A 16,801-nucleotide genomic window follows, 5' to 3' on the forward strand; every position below is an offset into this window, starting at 1 on the left:
CAGACTTGAGTACTGCAAGCTCATCAGAGAATAGCCAAGGTTTTCCACTTGTAACTGACGATGGTTGAAGGCACAGTTCGCCTATCCAAAGGGGGATGGGCAATGGAACGCTCGCAGTACATCGTTGATCGTCGCTTATACAGCGATGAGGTAGTGGCTCGGGCGGCTCATCGCTATACAGACCGATTGGTTGTAGAAATTCAGATTGAAGGTGACGCCTTGCTCGTCGTCTTTTCAGACGAAGGGGGTGCTTCACTTCCTTCCGACCTGCGATCTCGCTTCGCGCGCGATCTGCTTGATGAGCGCTTGCGAGCCGCGGTCCGCCTAGAGACCCAGGGACTGCAGCAAGAGTTGATTCGCGCGGCGCTTGCAGAAGCACAGCCTTCAGTTGGTTCCGATGTCTAGGTTTAGACCGCAACACGCGTTCAGTCCTTCCGTGCCTTATCGGCTTTTGCCCTTCAGGTTCCGGCGCCTGCCATGGGATCCGGATCGCGCCTTTGTCTCTTCGATGGCGGGCGATTGGCTGCTTATGGGGATGGATGACCTGCAGCAGTTCATCTCTCACGAACTGGAGCTTGATTCCCCTTTGCTTGCAGATCTGCAAGCAAGGCATATGGCAATCAGCAGTACCGATAGTCGAAGCACGTTATCGCCACTTCTGAGCCAGATTCGTAGCCGGAAGTCCTATATCTTCGGCGGCCCAGCGCTTCATATCTTCGTTGTTTCCTTGCGTTGCCATCATACCTGCAGCTATTGCCAGGTATCCCGACAGGAAACGACGGCTGCCGCGTTCGACATGGCTGCGTCGCATGCCGAGCAGGCAGTGGAACGTCTCTTCGAGTGGCCCAGCCGAGAGCTGACAATCGAGTTTCAGGGCGGGGAACCTCTGCTCAACTTCGGTCAGGTTGTCGCGATCACCAAGCTCATCTTCGAGCGCAACCGTTCGGCCCGGCGTAACCTGCGCTTTGTGCTTGCGTCCACGTTGCACGATCTGACCGAGGCCCAGCTCGCTTTTCTGGCCGAGCATCGCTTCAAACTATCTACATCTCTGGATGGGCCGGAATGGCTGCACAATGCCAACCGCCCACGGCCAGGTCGCGATAGCTACCTTCGAACTTTGAAGGGAATCGAGCTTGGACGGCGCTGGTTGGGTGACGATGGTGTATCGGCGCTCACGACCCTGACCAAGCGTAGTCTGGAGGTGCCAGAAGCCATCATCGATGAGTACCGAAAGCTGGGGTTCCACTCTATCTCCCTGAGGCCATTGAGCCCTTATGGTTTTGCCAACAGGAACGTTCGTCGAACTGGTTACTCGTCGGATGACTATCTCGCCTTCTACAGACGTGCGTTTGAGCATCTGATCGAGGTGAACCGAGCCGGCTATTCCATGGAGGAGTCATACGCTTCTCTCTTGCTTTCCCAGCTGTTTACGTCCTTTGGACACGGCTACGTGGATTTGCGTTCCCCCTCCGGTGCAGGGCTTGGGGCGGTCATCTACGACCATGATGGCCGGGTTTATCCTTCCGATGAAGCAAGAATGTTGGCCGCAATGGGAGATGATCGGTTTTTGCTGGGAGACGTGTCCCAGCCCGTGTCTACATGGCTCTCGTCTCCTGTCATGGCCAACTTATTGAATGCAGGGGTAGCTGAGGCACTGCCGACGTGTTCTGACTGCGCTTATGTTTCCTTGTGCGGTGCGGACCCGATCGAACATTACGCACGCCAAGGAGATCCAGTAGGTCACCGCCCCACCAGCGACTTCTGCAAGCGGAATATGGGCTTGTTCGAATTCCTGTTGGAACGATACGAGGTTGCCGACAATCCGACCAAGCGCCTGATGAGGTCTTGGGCGACCCCCGAACCGTCACTAGCCAAGGTCTCCGATGCTGCCGCTTGAGACCAACGCACGGCTTTCAGCGATCTCCCGAGCCTCACTGCTGAAGGTCGTTGACTTGGGGGAGTTTTCCAGGTCGCCCTTGCCTTTGGAACGAATGGCGTTGGACCTGCGCGATGCAGCGGCTCGAATGGGGGATGAACCTTTGTTGGCGCTGCCATGGGGTGCGGTGATCCCTCCTGCTGACGCAGCTTGGTCTAATGACCTCCCTCTTGTTCGACTGGAAGGGCCACCAGATATTTGCAAGACCGGGGATGTGATTGAACTCAATCCTTTCCGCAACAAGGTCGCCGTTCGCTACAGGCGGGGGGATACCGGAAATGTCCTGTTTGCCACGGAGCGGTGCAACAGCTACTGCCTGATGTGTTCTCAACCGCCTCGAGAGATTCAAGATGACTGGCGGATCAGGCATCTCTTGGACCTGGTCGATCTCATTGATATCGGCGAGCCTTCGCTCGCCATCAGTGGCGGCGAGCCGACGCTGCTGGGAAATGGCTTGGTGGAGATCGCCAGAAAATGCGCGCAGGTGCTGCCAAATACGCATATACACATTCTTTCCAACGGACGCCTCCGTGATCCCGCCTTGCATGCCAGGTTTGCGGGCATACACCCCAACCTGAGTTGGGGCATTCCTCTCTACGGGGATCACTATGCTCTCCATGACTACATCGTGCAGAGCGAGGGCGCGTTCGCCCAGACGCTACGCGGGCTCTATGCACTGGAGGCTGCCAAGCAGCGCGTTGAAATCCGAGTGGTGCTGGTCCGGCCGACCTTTGAGCGCTTGGTGCAACTTGCCCGATTCATTTGGCGCAATCTGCCATTCGTGGAGCATGTGGCTCTGATGGGGATCGAACCGATTGGTTTTGCAAAGGCTCACCATCAGGAACTGTGGGCAGACCCGACCGACTATGCCGACACGTTGGCAGAAGCTGTCGATACACTTTCCGTCGGCGGTATTCCTGTTTCTCTTTACAACTTGCCGCTCTGCGCGATTGATCGCTCGCTCTGGCCCTACGCGGCTCAGAGCATCTCTCCATGGAAGAACGATTATCTTCCCGAATGCAGTGGTTGCTCCGTCAGGAACCGCTGTGGCGGATTCTTCTCTTGGGTTACGCCGGCATGGACCAGTCGCGCCGTATCCCCGGTTATCGAGGCCTAATCATGTCCAATGCACTCATGATCGTCGGTGCCGCCACCCTTGGGTCGCTAGGTACCGAACCTCCGAAGGGGCAGGATGCTCTCTCCAAGCTTTATGAAATCGATGGCAAGTACGCGACTGTCCTAAGTACGCCGCTCAATGCCGGTCGGCACAATCTCTATGCGGGGCATCGCAGCCACAGTTCCCATCGGTCGCACAGTTCGCATCGATCACACTCTTCCGGGTCCGGCAGTTCTTACAGGTCTTATACTCCACCACCTGCAACCTATACCCCGCCATCCACGACCTACACGCCAGCTTCCAGTCCAGGCAGCAGAAGCAATGGAGGCACGGCATACGGCCAGAGCCTCCAGCCAGCAACACGGACGACAACCCCTGCAAGCAACAATCTCTCTCTGCAGCCAAGTTCTTCTGCCGCATTGCCCAACGAACGCCGTGACGCTGATGAACTGAAGATGCTCATCATGCGCGTCCAGGCTGCTCTGTATTCAAAGGGGTACGATCCGGGGGCCATCGACGGCACGCTGACGCCGGAGACCCGGTCCGCGCTTCGCATGTTCCAGTTGGCGCATGGAATCGGCGCAACCGGCACCATGACCACGCCGACGCTCGATGCCCTTGGGGTGCGGCTGTAGTTTCCAATCAGCTCGCGACACTGGTTGCCGTAGCGAGATTCCGGGGGAGGGGCTCCGGAACTGCTCCCAGTCGCGCTCCTGCGCGAACTGGCGCATGGCGGACTGGAGTTCATGGAGTGCGTCGGACATGGCATCGAGTTGCTGTCAGAAATTTCTGAACATGGTAATACCCGATTGACGCCGATGGGCTTCGGTAGCATCCTCGCCCTACGGAGCCTAGAAACTCCACGTGTAGCGGTACCCACCTCCGACAAACCGGTGGGTTTTTTGTGCCTGCATGTTTCGCAGGTGCAAGCCGACGTGATGCCTGCGTCGGGAGGGCGGCGAATACAACACCCGCAAGGGGAATAAGCCCGCCGGCTACACGCGGTTTCTAGCCTCCCGACTTCCCGTCCGCCGTTCGCGGCGGGCGGCCACTTCATGGAAGGAGGCGGCGACGATGGCGATGCACATGTTGGACGATGAGCGGCCGGGCTATTACCTGCCCGGGGACAGCCAGCAGCGGCTGGTGCGGCTGAGCGACCACATCCGGTTCCTGCTGCGGTTGATGCAGCCGCTGGCGGATGCAGTGGGCGAGCCGGCGCGCGAGGTGCGCATGGCCGAGGTGGCGTTCTGCCTGGAACTGCTGGGCGACCAGGTGGACCTGGTTCTGGACGAGGTGTCGTGGCCGGCGCGGCGGGTGACGCAGACGGGCGTGCCCGCGCGTGATGCTGCGGGCGAGGCACAGGGCTACACCTTCGGTGTCACGCTGGCGCAGATCGACACGCTGGATGGACTGGTGCGCACGCTCGCCGCGCATGGTGATGTGCTGGCGGGTAGCGATGCGGGCGGATTGGCGGGCGGTACGTTGCCGTCCATTGGCCGCGCAGTGTTCGATGCGGCAGTGGCCGTGCGCGGGGTGCTGGATGAAGTGGAAACGCAGCGGCTGACGGCAGGCGCCGATGCGCGCTTCCGGGTGGACGAGGCGCGGGCGGTATATGCGGTGCCGGCGCGGTTGTCCAAAGATCAGGCGCAGGTAGTGGCGGAACTCTCGTATGGCGACTACCTGCATTGAGGGTAGAAGCCACGCACGGCGCAGGGCGGTGCAGCTGCGGGTGGCCGGGCTATCGGCATGCCCGTAACCGCATGGGCACGGAAGGCCCATGTCACATAGTGGCCACCACCCACGTCGCTTCCCACGGGCAAGGCAATCGGCGATGCTGCCGCAGCGAAAGGGGGGGAAGCGATGACGCACGGGAAGCAGGACGACAACCGGGATGCGCAGGGCAGTGCGCTGCCCGCCGAGCCGATCAACTGGTCGCCGATTCCCGATGTGGGCGCGGGCGATGAATCGTGGGTGCTCAATTTGTGGCGGCGCGGCTGCCGCGAGCCGGCGCTGATGTTCTCCGCCGCCTATGTGCTGGTGGCGTTCCTGGGGTTGTGGTCGAGCGCGTGGTTTTACCATGGGTTCGGCATCAGCATCGCCGATTATCTGCAGGCCAGCGATTACCTGGTGGCGGGCCTGCGCGACCCGGCGTATGCGCTGATTTTCGCCATCGGCGTGCTGCTGGCGGCGCTGGTGAGCTGGCCGGAGGCGCTGCGCCGCCGGTATCCGGAGTATGTCGCCGACCTGCGCCGCCGCCGCTGGTGGGCGCGCATGGCGTTCCCGCAGGCGCGGATCATGACCTGGGATGGCATCGGCATACATCCCATCACCGGCGTCAGCATGGTGGTGGCGAGCTTCATGCTGCTGGGCTCGGCGGTCTACGTGCAGACCAAGGGTGAACTGGTGCGCGAGAAAGGCCGCGGCACGCCGGTACGGGTGCACATGTTGGGCGATGCCGCACCGCTACCCGGCGAGGCACGGCTGCTGGGCACCAGCAGCGCCTTCGTCTACCTGTGGTGGCCGGCGCAGCAACGCGCCGAGGCAGTGCCAATCACGTCGGTAAGGCAGGTGCAGGGCCTGCGGAAATCCGCCCGGAACGCCAAGGCGCCGCAACCGGCGCCCACGGCTTCACCCACTGCGCGGTAGATGGCTCAGGGCTGGTCCAGCGGAATGCCGTTGAGCTGGCGCTCGACGATTTCCAGGATGGTCGGCACGCTCACGCCGAAGGAACCGGCGCGGCCGGCGTCGAAGGCCTGCCGCCATTCGTCGTAGCCCTTGCGGTAGTCGGCGGCCGGCGCCTGCGGGCCCACGTACACCATGCCGCTGCGCTCGAAGGTCTGCTCGATCACCGGTGCATGCGCCAGCCGGGTCATCACGCCGCCGGGCAGGCCGGGGTGGCGCACGCGCAGGCCGTCCAGGGTGACGTGGAAGATGCGCCCACCCAGCGGGTGCGTTTCAACCAGGTTGATCAGCAGCGTGGGCTTCTCGCCGGGCTCGCGGCCGTTGCAGCGCCACAGCTGGCCGGCGGCGTAGTCGGTGGGTACAGGCGGCTGGCTCATCGTCATGGTCCGGTGGGTGGACCGCCGATGATGCCTGCCCGCAACCGGCCTGACGTTGCGCAATCCGGTCGGATGCGCGCGTTCAGTGTTTGGTGTCGTGCGATTTGCGGCCGCTGCCGGATTTCTTGCCGCCGCCGTCCTGCTTGTTGACGGTGGCCCAGGCGATGCGCTCGGCGGTCCTGGTGCTGGCGCCGCGCGCCTTTTCGCTCTTTTCGATGTGCTCGGCCTGGCGCTTCTGCTTGTCGGTGTAGCTGGATTTGTCGCCCTGGGTCATGGCGGTGCTCCCTTGGGGTGTGGGAGTTGCAGGTATAGGCCGGGCGGTGCGTGGAGAAGGTGAAACAGCCGTTGGCGACGCGTTATGACTGTCCACGCCCGGTGCTGGAGGAGGGCTTGGCTAGAATGCGGCCACTGCACCGCTGCCGGACCCTTGCTTGATGCGTATAGACCCCGCCGAGATCGAAGCCCTGTTCGACGCCATTCCCAGCGTGCTGTTCTTCGCCAAGGACGTGGATGGCCGCTACACCCACGTCAACATGACGATGATGCAGCGCCTGGGCGTGCGCTCGCGCGGCGAGGTGATCGGCCGGCGCGCCGACGAGCTGTACCCGGCCGGCATGAGCGAGGCCTATGTCGCCCAGGACGCGCGGGTGCTGGGCGGCGAGGTGATCGAGAATGTGATGGAGCTGCAGCTGTTCGCCAACCGCCAGCCGGGCTGGTGCCTGACCTGCAAGCGGCCCATCGTGGAGAACGGCCGGGTGGTGGGGCTGATCGGCATCTCGCGCGACCTGGGCCAGCGCGGCGGGCTGGAATCGCAGTACGAGCCGCTGCGGCTGGCGCTGGAGTACCTCAACACGCATTACGCCGAGAACGTGCGCATGCAGACCCTGCTGGACATCACCGGGTTCTCGCTGTCCAAGCTGGAGCGCAGTTTCCGCAAGGTGTTCCAGATGACCCCGCAGCAGGTGCTCACGCGCCTGCGCATCCAGATCGCCCTGCACCTGTTGCACGGGCAGGACAGCGTGGCCAGCATCGGCCAGGCCTGTGGCTTCACCGATCAGAGCGCGTTCACCCGCAAGTTCAAGGCCGAAGTGGGCATGGCGCCGCGGCAGTACCGGGCGATGATTGCGGCGCGGCAGGAAGGCCGGGCGCCGGAAAGCTGAACGGACCATGACTTCCGGCGCTGTCGGGCCGGCGCCTGCACGCAGACGATGGATGGCTGGAGATTCCATCGACAATCAGGGAGAGCATGCATGCGCCGTATTCTGGCAACCGCGGTCACGCTGGCATTGGCCGGCACGGGCGTTCCGGCATTCGCACAGGGACAGGCGCCTGCCGCGCCGGCAGCGCAGTCGCAGGCGGTGACGACGCAGTTGCCGCGTACCGCACGGCCCAGCCATTACCGTGTCGAGGTCACGCCGCACGCTGAGAAGATGGCGTTCGACGGCAGGATCAGCATCGATCTGGAGGTGCTGGAGCAGACCTCGAGCATCGTGCTGCAGGCCGCGGACCTGCGTTTCGCCAACAGCATGCTGGTTGCCGCCGGCGGCAAGCCGATGCCGGCGAAGGTAAGTGTCGATGCCGAGAACCAGACCGCGAGCTTCAGCTTCGACAAGCCGCTGTCGCCCGGGCGCTACACGCTGACCACCGACTACAGCGGCGTCATCAACACCCAGGCCAACGGCCTGTTCGCGCTGGACTACCCGACCGAGGCCGGCAGCCGCCGCGCGCTGTTCACCCAGTTCGAGAATTCCGACGCGCGGCGCTTCATCCCCTCGTGGGACGAGCCGGGCTTCAAGGCCACCTTCGACTTGGCCATCACCGTGCCCGAGGCGGACATGGCGGTGAGCAACATGCCGGTGGCCAGCAGCAGGGCGCTGGGCAACGGGCTGAAGCAGGTGGTGTTCCAGACCACACCGAAGATGTCGACCTACCTGTTGTTCGTGGCTGCCGGCGACTTCGAGCGCGCCGCGATGAAGGACGACAACGGCACCGAGATCGGCGTGATCACGCAGAAGGGCAAGGTGGAGCAGGCGCGCTTCGCGATGGAAGGCAGCCGCGATGTGCTGCGCGAGTACAACGATTACTTCGGCGTGCCGTACCCGCTGCCCAAGCTGGACAACGTGGCCGCGCCGGGCAGCAGCCAGTTCTTCAGCGCGATGGAGAACTGGGGCGCGATCTTCACCTTCGAGCACACCCTGCTGCTCGACCCGGCGGTGTCCGGCGTGTCGGACAAGCAGCGCGTGTTCTCTGTCGCTGCGCACGAGATCGCGCACCAGTGGTTCGGCAACCTGGTGACGATGGCGTGGTGGGACGACCTGTGGCTGAACGAAGGTTTCGCCAGCTGGATGGAAGAGCGCACCACGCGCAAGCTGCACCCGGAATGGGACGTCAACGATGTCGGCGCGGCGATGACCAGCCGCGGCGCGATGGGGCGCGATGCCTATGCCACCACCCACCCGATCGTGCAGCACGTGGCGACGGTGGAGCAGGCCAGCCAGGCGTTCGACGGCATCACCTACGGCAAGGGCGCGGCGGTGATCGCCATGTTTGAGGACTATGTGGGCGCCGATGCCTGGCGCGAGGGCGTGCGCAGCTACGTGCGCGCGCATGCCTACGGCAACGCGGTCACCGACGACCTGTGGCGCGAGATGGACAAGGCCGCGCCGGGCAAGCGTTTCGTTGAAGTTGCGCACGATTTCACCCTGCAGCCGGGTGTGCCGCTGATCCGCGTCGCCAGCCAGTGCGTGGACGGCAGGACGCAGGTGATGCTGACGCAGGGCGAATACACCCTCGACCGCAAGGACAAGGTGCCGCTGCGCTGGCGCGTGCCGGTGACCGTGCGTGGTGCCGACGGTACCGTGGCGCGCACGCTGGTGGACGGCAACGGCGCGCTGGAACTGCCCGGCTGCGCCGGACCGGTGCTGGTCAACGCCGGGCAGAAGGGCTACTACCGCACGCTGTACGCGCCGGAGCAGTTCAAGGCGCTGGGCCAGGGCTTTGCGCGCCTGCCGGTGGTGGACCAGCTGGGCATGATGATGGATGCCAGCGCGCTGGCGGCGGTGGGCCTGCAGCCGGAATCGGACGTGCTGGACCTGACCGCGCAGGTGCCGGCCGATGCGCCGTCGGACCTGTGGGAAATGGTGTCCGGCACGCTGGGCGGCATCGACGTCCTGTTCAAGGGCGATGCGCCACGCCAGGCGGCATTCCGCAGGTACGCGCGTTCGCGGCTGTCGCCGGTACTGCAGTCGCTGGGCTGGGACGCGCGCGAGGACGATTCGGCGCAGACCCGGCAGCTGCGCAGCGGCCTGATCCGCATGCTCAGCACGATGGGCGACGAGCAGGTGATTGCCGAGGCGCGGCGCCGCTTCGACGCCTTCCTGGCCAACCCGGAATCGCTGCCGGCCGACCTGCGCCGCACCGTGCTGGGCGTGGTCGCGCGCAATGCCGATGCCGCCACCTGGGACAAGCTGCACGCCCTGGCGAAGAAGGAAACCTCGTCGATGGTGCGCGACCAGTACTACGGGCTGCTGGCCCAGGCGAAGGACAAGGCGCTGGCGCAGCGCGCCTTGGACATGGCGCTGACCGACGAGCCGGGTGCGACCAACGCCGCCGAGATGATCGGCCTGGTGGCGCATGAGCATGCGGACATGGCCTTCGACTTCGCCGTGGCCCACCGCGAGAAGGTGGACACGCTGGTGGACAGCACCTCGCGCGCGCGTTACTACCCGGGCCTGGCGATGGGTTCGGACGACCCGCGCATGGTGGACAAGATCCGCACGTTCGCCGAGCAGCACATCGCCCCGACCTCGCGCCGCGACGCGGAGACCGCCATCACCGGCATCCAGACCCGGCTGAAGCTGCGCGCCGAGCGCAAGCCGCAGATCGATGCCTGGCTGAAGAAGAACGGTTACTGAGGCCGTTGGCGGGCTGGGGCGCGGCGGTGGTGCCGCGCCTCAGCCGGTGTAGTTCGCGCACGGTTCCTGCACGCGGCCACCGGCATCGATGCGGATGCGCGGGCGCAGCCAGGCGGCGAATTCGGCTTCGCTGGTGGAGCCTTCGGCCAGGCGCAGCATGGCGATGTATTTCTCTTCGTCGCTCGCGACCAGCTGCCCGTCGTTGAGGGCGATGAGCACGCGGTAGCAGACATGCGCGGTGCGCTTGTTGCCGTCAACGAACGGGTGGTTGCGGGCCAGGCCGAATGCCAGGCTGGCGGCAAGGTCGGCCAGGTCCGGTGGCGGGTCGCCATAGGCATGCAGCTGCTGCGGGCGGGCGAGCGCGGAGTCGAGCAGGGAATCGTCGCGCACGCCGCTGGCGCCGCCATGTTCGGCAAGCTGGCGGTCGTGGATGGCCAAGGCGAGGGGTTTGCTGATCCAGCGAATCATGGCCACCTCACTGTGCCAGCTTGTGCAGCACCTGCCGGTCCTCGCGCATGATCGCCTCAGCCACTTCCATCTGCGCGGCAAGTTCCGGGTCGAAGGCGGTCAGGCGGATGCCGTCGGGGGTTTCCAGCGCGTAGAGCTCGTCGCCTTTTTCCAGGCGCAGGCGCGCAAGCAGTTCCTTGGGCAGGATGATGCCGGACGAATTGCCGATGCTGGTGATCTTGAGCTTCATGGCGGGACTTCGCGATTGTTATAACGAACGTTACCACTCGGTGGGGGCGCGGGCAAGCGGGCGGCCGGCGGCGTGGCCGTGGGCGTCCAGTTCCTGTTCCCGCTGGCAGCGCGGATGCGGAAAAACAAACGGCCCGCTTGCGCGGGCCGTCTGTTTTCCCCTGTCGTGGCCCGTCAGGCCTCGACGTCTTCCTTGTAGGCATCCACCGGAATGCAGGCGCACATGATGTTCTTGTCGCCGTACACGTTGTCCACGCGCGCCACCGGCGGCCAGTACTTGGACTGCTTCAGCGACGGCAGCGGGAACGCTGCCAGTTCGCGTGGGTAGGCGTGGGTCCACTCGCTGGCCGATACCGCGGTGGCGGTGTGCGGGGCGTGCTTGAGCGGGTTGTCCTCGCGGTCCTGGCGGCCGTCCTCGATCGCCTGGATTTCGGCGCGGATCTGGATCATCGCGTCGATGAAGCGGTCCAGCTCGTGCTGCGATTCGCTCTCGGTCGGCTCGACCATCAGCGTGCCGGCGACCGGGAAGCTCAGGGTCGGGGCGTGGAAGCCGAAGTCGATCAGGCGCTTGGCCACGTCCTCGGCGCCGATGCCCGAGGTCTTCTCCAGCGGCCGCAGGTCGAGGATGCACTCATGCGCCACCAAGCCGTTGCGGCCGGTGTACAGAGTCTTGTAGTGCGGGATCAGGCGACTGGCGATGTAGTTGGCGTTGAGCAGGGCGACCTGGGTGGCCTTGCGCAGGCCGGCCGCGCCCATCAGCGCGATGTACATCCAGCTGATCGGCAGGATCGAGGCGCTGCCGAAGGTGGCAGCCGAGACCATGGCGCCGTTGCCCACCCCCTGCGTGCGCAGGCCGTCGGTGACCAGCGCGCCCGGCAGGAACGGCGCCAGGTGCGACTTGACCGCGCACGGGCCCACGCCCGGGCCGCCGCCGCCGTGCGGGATGCAGAAGGTCTTGTGCAGGTTCAGGTGCGACACGTCCGAGCCCCACTTGCCGGGCTTGGCCACGCCGACGAGGGCGTTCATGTTGGCGCCGTCGGTATACACCTGGCCGCCGTGCTTGTGGATGATCTCGCAGATCTCCACCACCTCTTCCTCGAACACGCCATGCGTGGACGGATAGGTCATCATGATCGCGGCCAGGCGGTCACTGTACTTCTCGGCGTTGGCGCGGATGTCCTCGACGTCGATGTTGCCGTTGGCGTCGGTCTTGGTGACCACTACCTTCATGCCGCACATCTGCGCCGAGGCCGGGTTGGTGCCGTGCGCCGAATCCGGGATCAGGCAGATGTCGCGATGGCTCTCGCCGCGCGAGGCGTGGTAGGCGCGGATCGCCAGCAGGCCGGCGTACTCGCCCTGCGCGCCGGAGTTCGGCTGCAGGCTCACCGCGTCATAGCCGGTGCATTCCACCAGCATCGCTTCCAGCCCGTCGATCAGTTCCTTGTAGCCCTGCGCCTGGTCAGCCGGGGCCAGCGGGTGGATGTTGGCGAACTCCGGCCAGGTCACCGGAATCATCTCGGCGGTGGCGTTGAGCTTCATGGTGCACGAGCCCAGCGGGATCATCGTGCGGTCCATCGCCAGGTCCTTGTCGGCCAGCGAGCGCAGGTAGCGCAGCAGCTCGTGCTCGCTGTGGTGGGTGTTGAACACCGGGTGGGTCAGGAACGCGGATTGGCGCACCAGGGCGGCCGGCAGCGCATCGGCGGTAGCCGCGTCCAGCGCGTCTACGTCCACGCTGGCGCCGAACACCGCGCCCAGCGCGACGATGTCTTCGCGGGTGGCGGTTTCATCCAGGCTGATGCCCACGGCCTCGCTGTCGATCACGCGCAGGTTGATGCCCGCGGCCACGGCCCTGGCCTGCAGCGCGGCTGCGTCGACGTTGCGCACGTGCAGGGTGTCGAAGAAGTGCTCGCCCACGTCCACGCCGTTCTTGCGCAGCGCCGCGGCCAGGATGGCGGCCAGGCGGTGGGTGCGGCGGGCGATGCGGGTCAGGCCTTCCGGGCCGTGGTAGACGGCGTACATCGAGGCCATCACCGCCAGCAGCACCTGCGCGGTGCAGATGTTGGAGGTGGCCTTCTCGCGGCGGATGTGCTGCTCGCGGGTCTGCAGGGTCAGGCGGTAGGCCGGCTTGCCTTCGGCATCGACCGACACGCCGATCAGGCGGCCCGGCATCGAGCGCTTGTAGGCGTCGCGGCAGGCCATGAACGCGGCATGCGGGCCGCCGAAACCGAACGGCACGCCGAAGCGCTGGCTGTTGCCGACCACGATGTCCGCACCCCATTCGCCGGGCGCGGCGATCAGGGTCAGCGCCAGCAGGTCGCTGGCCACCGCCACCAGGCCCTGGCGGGCGTGCACGGCCTCGACCAGCGCCTTGTGGTTGCCGATGTGGCCGAAGCTGTCCGGGTACTGCAGCAGCACGCCGAAGGAATCGGCTTCCAGCGCTTCGGCCGGGGTGCCCACGCGCAGCACGATGCCCATCGGCTCGGCGCGGGTGCGCAGCAGTTCCAGCGTCTGCGGGTGCACCGCGTCGTGCACGAAGAACACGTCCGACTTCGACTTGGCCGAGCGCTTGGCCAGGGTCATCGCCTCGGCGGCGGCGGTGGCTTCGTCCAGCAGCGAGGCGTTGGCGATCTCCATGCCGGTCAGGTCGGCGACCATCTGCTGGAAGTTGATCAGCGCTTCCATGCGGCCCTGCGAGATTTCCGCCTGGTACGGGGTGTAGGCGGTGTACCAGGCCGGGTTCTCGAGGATGTTGCGCAGGATCACGTTCGGCGTGTGGGTGCCGTAATAGCCCTGGCCGATGAAGCTGCGCAGCACCTTGTTCTTGCCGGCGATGGCGCGGATCTTCGCCAGCGCCTGCACTTCGGTCAGCGACTCGGGCAGGGCCAGCGGGGCGGGCGACTTGATCGCGCCGGGGACGATGGCATCGGTCAGCGCATCGAGCGAGTCATGGCCGACCACGCGCAGCATCTGCGCGATTTCGGCATCGTTGGGACCGATGTGGCGGTCGACGAAGGCGGAGGCGTGTTCGAGTTCGCGCAGCGAGGGCGAGTTCTGGGGCATGACGGACGTCCGGAGGGTGGCGTGCGGGGCTGGTTCGGCGAACCCCATGCGTTCCGGCAACGGTTCCGCGCGCGCGGAACCATGGCCGGCAAGCCGGCGGCTCGCCTCGTGCCCCTCTGTCCTTTTGCCTGAGAGTTTGGAAGGCGCGACCTGCGGGTCGCGCGCCTCGTGCACCTTCGGCGCCGGATTGAACCGGTCTCTCCAGAGTTTTGACGCAGGTGGTATCGGGGCCTGAGCGATTGCGGGCGTTTGCGCCTTCGGCAGCGATGAACCGCTTCTCCCACCGTGTAGCGGACCGATTATAGCGGCTGGCCCGGCTGGGCGGTGCCCGCTGTTGGTTCCTTCTCCCTCCGGGAGAAGGTGCCCCGAAGGGGCGGATGAGGGTATGGCGAAGCCTCTTGTACCCAGACATCGATAGTGCTTCGCCCCGGCCCTCACCCCAACCCCGCTCCGCGTCCCGGCCCACGCCAGCGGTGTGGGCGCTCGAAGGCACGCGCGCCAGCGGCGCGCAGGCTGTGCCTTCTCGCCCCGCAGCGAGAGGGGCTTGCAAGCGCCAGCGTTCAGCTACGCGCTACCGATGGCAGTCCCACCCCCTTATCATGTGCAGCCTTCCCGTTTCCCCCAAGGCGCCGCCCGTGCAGGGCCGGCGCCCGTCGTGCGTCCTCGCGCACGCCCCGCCGGATACCCCATGACCGCCGCTTCGCCCTCCACCCGCCGCTTGGCCCTGCTGCTCGCCGGGCTGTCCATGTTCGGGCCGTTCTCCATCGACACCATCTTCCCCGCGTTCCCGTTGCTGGCGCGGGAACTGGCGGTGGACGAAGTGGCGGTGCAGCAGACCATCAGCGTCTACCTGCTGTTCTACGGCCTGATGAGCCTGGCGCACGGCCCGCTGTCCGATGCCTGGGGGCGCAAGCGGGTGATCCTCGGTGGGCTGGTGCTGTTCGCCGCCGCGTCGGTCGGCTGCGCGCTGTCCACCCACCTGGGCACGCTGCTGGTGTTCCGCGCGCTGCAGGGCGTTTCCGCCGGGGTGGGCATGATCGTCGGCCGCGCGGTGATCCGCGACCTGTACCACGGTCCCGACGCGCAGCGGCTGATGAGCCAGGTGTCGATGATCTTCGGCATCGCCCCGGCCATCGCGCCCATCATCGGCGGCTGGATCCTGCTTGGCGGCGGCGACTGGCCGCTGATCTTCTGGTTCCTGGTGGTGTTCTCGCTGCTGCTGGTCGTCGCCACCGCGCGCTGGCTGCCGGAAACGCATCCGGTCGAGGCACGCACCGCGCTGTCCCCGCGCGGCCTGCTGCGCGATTACCTGCGCATCGGCTTCAACCCGCGCTTCCTGCGCCTGGCGCTGGCCGGCAGCATCAACTTTGGCGGCATCTTCCTGTACATCTCCTCGGCGCCGGTGTTCGTGATGCAGCACCTGCGCCTGGGCGAAGGCGGCTTCGCCTGGCTGTTCATCCCCACCATCGGCGGCATGACCACCGGCGCGTTCCTGTCTGGGCGCATGGCCGGGCGCACCTTGCCGGTGCGGCAGATCGGCATCGGCTTTGCCTGTTGCGCGCTGTCGGCGGTATTGAACATCGCCTACGCGGCATCGGTGGAGCAGTTGCAGCTGCCTTGGGCGGTGCTACCCATCTTCCTCGGCGGCCTGGGCATGGCGCTGATCTTCCCGGTGCTGGCGCTGGCCGTGCTGGACATGTATCCGCAGCAGCGCGGCCTGGCCTCGTCGCTGCAGGCCTTCGTGCAGCTGATGATCAGCACCGTGGTGGCCGGCGTGGTCTCGCCGCTGCTCAGCGGCCGGCCGCTGCACCTGGCGCTGGGCATGGCCGGCTTCATGCTGCTGGGCTTCGCGTTCTGGTACTGGGAACACCGCCGCGAGCGCCACCTGGCCGGCCCGCACATGCACATCTAGGCCCGGCGTCCATTCCCGCATCACTCCACCTGCGTCACTCTCCCCATTACCGGCCGCCACGGCCGTCACCGGAAGCTGCCACCATGTCCATCCAATCCAAGGGCCGTCGCGAGGCGAAGAAGAAGCTGGCCGAGCGCGAGCGCAACCAGGCCGCCGCCAACCCGGCGCCGAAGCCCGCGGTGGAACCGCATGCCGAACTGCGTGACCAGCAGCGCACCCTGCTGGCCGGCATCGTCCGCCGCGACGGCGAATGGGTGCTGGGCATGGACGGCAAAATTGCCGGTGAAACCCCCAGCGCCGCCCGCGTGCTGGCGCTGATCATGCAGGCTGCGGAACTGCACGAGCGCAGCGGTACCCCGGTACGGCTGATGTACTCCGACGCGCTGAAGGACGCCGCGCACGCCGAAGCGGCGGAGCAGGGAGTCGACTTCGATACCTGGAAGCGCAACCTGGCCACGGAACTGGGCCTCGGCGCGAAGGACGCTGCGGCCACGCATTGAGTTTCGGTGGCACGGCTTGAACGGACAAGGGCGCCTCGAGCGCCCTTGTCGTTTTACGGAAGTGCCGCGTTGTGGCCCCGGCCGTGCTACGGCATGCCCGCGCCCACCGTGGCCCGCACCGGGATGCCCGCCGGGTCGAAATCCTCCAGGCAGAACACGTTGATGCCGTAGTGGTCCGGCGTGACGCGCTTGCGGTGGAACGGATAGATGCCGCAGGTCCTGCAGAAATAATGCGTGGCGGTGAAGCTGTGGAACTGGTACGCGGACAGGTGCTCCTCACCCGAGAGCAGGCGGAAGTCGCTTTCGTGCACCTTCACCATCAACGCGTTCTTGCGCCGGCAGATGGAGCAGTCGCAGGTCGTCAGCTCGGGAAAGTCGCTAGTGATCTCGAAGCGGACGGCGCCGCAATGGCAGCTGCCGGTGCAGGTGGTGCGGGGGCGGGTGGGCATGTGCGTGCAGGGATGGATGTGGTCGAACAAGACTAAGGCCAAAGCGCCTTCAGGTCCTGGCCGGCCGTCAGCCATTGCGCTGGCAATACAGGTGTTTCTCTGTCCTGCACACCATGCTGGCGCGACGATTGACGTTTTTGCCTGTTGCCCGCCGCGTA

16 protein-coding genes and 1 riboswitch are annotated in these 16,801 nt (G+C 65.7%); of the genes, 10 read left to right on the plus strand and 6 right to left on the minus strand.

What is annotated here, in order from left to right:
- The first annotated feature begins 102 nt into the window (after window positions 1-102).
- From hxsD to CQ393_RS11375, 6 genes are all read left to right on the plus strand, one after another.
- On the plus strand, window positions 103-405 hold the full coding sequence (hxsD, locus tag CQ393_RS11345; RefSeq protein ID WP_153191661.1) for a His-Xaa-Ser system protein HxsD: 303 nt from the start codon (window positions 103-105) through the stop codon (window positions 403-405).
- Complete coding sequence (gene hxsB, locus CQ393_RS11350; RefSeq protein ID WP_153191719.1) at window positions 398-1,897, plus strand: His-Xaa-Ser system radical SAM maturase HxsB; 1,500 nt, start codon at window positions 398-400, stop codon at window positions 1,895-1,897. Before hxsD ends, hxsB begins: the two co-directional genes overlap by 8 nt.
- Window positions 1,884-3,053: a His-Xaa-Ser system radical SAM maturase HxsC gene (gene hxsC, locus CQ393_RS11355; RefSeq protein ID WP_153191662.1), complete on the plus strand. Its 1,170-nt coding sequence runs from the start codon at window positions 1,884-1,886 to the stop codon at window positions 3,051-3,053. The genes hxsB and hxsC overlap by 14 nt, the downstream gene beginning before the upstream one ends.
- A gap of 2 nt (window positions 3,054-3,055) precedes the next feature.
- A complete protein-coding gene (gene hxsA, locus CQ393_RS11360; RefSeq protein WP_194269655.1) occupies window positions 3,056-3,688 on the plus strand; it encodes a His-Xaa-Ser repeat protein HxsA in 633 nt (210 codons plus the stop codon).
- Between the two features lie 439 nt (window positions 3,689-4,127).
- On the plus strand, window positions 4,128-4,742 hold the full coding sequence (locus CQ393_RS11370; protein ID WP_194269656.1) for a hypothetical protein: 615 nt from the start codon (window positions 4,128-4,130) through the stop codon (window positions 4,740-4,742).
- Between the two features lie 171 nt (window positions 4,743-4,913).
- Window positions 4,914-5,699 (plus strand): hypothetical protein, encoded by a 786-nt coding sequence (locus CQ393_RS11375; protein ID WP_153191664.1) that lies wholly within the window; start codon window positions 4,914-4,916, stop codon window positions 5,697-5,699.
- A 5-nt stretch (window positions 5,700-5,704) separates the two neighbouring features.
- Here the strand turns inward: CQ393_RS11375 and CQ393_RS11380 are convergent, their stop codons facing one another.
- Together CQ393_RS11380 and CQ393_RS11385 are read right to left on the minus strand one after the other, a co-directional pair.
- Window positions 5,705-6,112, minus strand: a complete 408-nt coding sequence (locus CQ393_RS11380) for a hypothetical protein (protein WP_306767959.1) — start codon at window positions 6,110-6,112, stop codon at window positions 5,705-5,707.
- An 82-nt stretch (window positions 6,113-6,194) separates the two neighbouring features.
- Window positions 6,195-6,386, minus strand: a complete 192-nt coding sequence (locus tag CQ393_RS11385) for a hypothetical protein (RefSeq protein WP_153191666.1) — start codon at window positions 6,384-6,386, stop codon at window positions 6,195-6,197.
- 157 nt (window positions 6,387-6,543) lie between these two features.
- Here CQ393_RS11385 and CQ393_RS11390 point away from each other — a divergent pair, with 157 nt between their 5' ends.
- On the plus strand, window positions 6,544-7,272 hold the full coding sequence (locus tag CQ393_RS11390; RefSeq protein WP_228114482.1) for an AraC family transcriptional regulator: 729 nt from the start codon (window positions 6,544-6,546) through the stop codon (window positions 7,270-7,272).
- A 90-nt stretch (window positions 7,273-7,362) separates the two neighbouring features.
- The gene (locus CQ393_RS11395) at window positions 7,363-10,026 is read left to right on the plus strand and encodes a M1 family metallopeptidase (protein ID WP_153191668.1); all 2,664 of its coding nucleotides are present in this window, start codon (window positions 7,363-7,365) and stop codon (window positions 10,024-10,026) included.
- 39 nt (window positions 10,027-10,065) lie between these two features.
- Here the strand turns inward: CQ393_RS11395 and CQ393_RS11400 are convergent, their stop codons facing one another.
- From CQ393_RS11400 to gcvP, 3 genes are all read right to left on the minus strand, one after another.
- Window positions 10,066-10,494: a type II toxin-antitoxin system death-on-curing family toxin gene (locus CQ393_RS11400; protein WP_153191669.1), complete on the minus strand. Its 429-nt coding sequence runs from the start codon at window positions 10,492-10,494 to the stop codon at window positions 10,066-10,068.
- Between the two features lie 7 nt (window positions 10,495-10,501).
- Window positions 10,502-10,723 (minus strand): AbrB/MazE/SpoVT family DNA-binding domain-containing protein, encoded by a 222-nt coding sequence (locus tag CQ393_RS11405; protein WP_153191670.1) that lies wholly within the window; start codon window positions 10,721-10,723, stop codon window positions 10,502-10,504.
- Window positions 10,724-10,896: 173 nt separating this feature from the next.
- Window positions 10,897-13,782 (minus strand): aminomethyl-transferring glycine dehydrogenase, encoded by a 2,886-nt coding sequence (gene gcvP, locus CQ393_RS11410; RefSeq protein WP_153191671.1) that lies wholly within the window; start codon window positions 13,780-13,782, stop codon window positions 10,897-10,899.
- Between the two features lie 106 nt (window positions 13,783-13,888).
- Window positions 13,889-13,997: riboswitch (glycine riboswitch) on the minus strand.
- Between the two features lie 473 nt (window positions 13,998-14,470).
- Between gcvP and CQ393_RS11415 the strand changes: the two genes are divergently transcribed.
- Together CQ393_RS11415 and CQ393_RS11420 are read left to right on the plus strand one after the other, a co-directional pair.
- Window positions 14,471-15,694, plus strand: coding sequence for a multidrug effflux MFS transporter (locus CQ393_RS11415; protein WP_153191672.1), 1,224 nt, complete (start codon window positions 14,471-14,473; stop codon window positions 15,692-15,694).
- 83 nt (window positions 15,695-15,777) lie between these two features.
- A complete protein-coding gene (locus CQ393_RS11420) occupies window positions 15,778-16,194 on the plus strand; it encodes a hypothetical protein (protein WP_153191673.1) in 417 nt (138 codons plus the stop codon).
- An 86-nt stretch (window positions 16,195-16,280) separates the two neighbouring features.
- Here the strand turns inward: CQ393_RS11420 and CQ393_RS11425 are convergent, their stop codons facing one another.
- A complete protein-coding gene (locus tag CQ393_RS11425) occupies window positions 16,281-16,643 on the minus strand; it encodes a GFA family protein (RefSeq protein WP_153191674.1) in 363 nt (120 codons plus the stop codon).
- Window positions 16,644-16,801: the final 158 nt, after the last annotated feature.

Source organism: Stenotrophomonas sp. MYb238 (assembly GCF_009496535.1).
In the GTDB taxonomy this organism is placed as follows: Bacteria; Pseudomonadota; Gammaproteobacteria; order Xanthomonadales; family Xanthomonadaceae; genus Stenotrophomonas.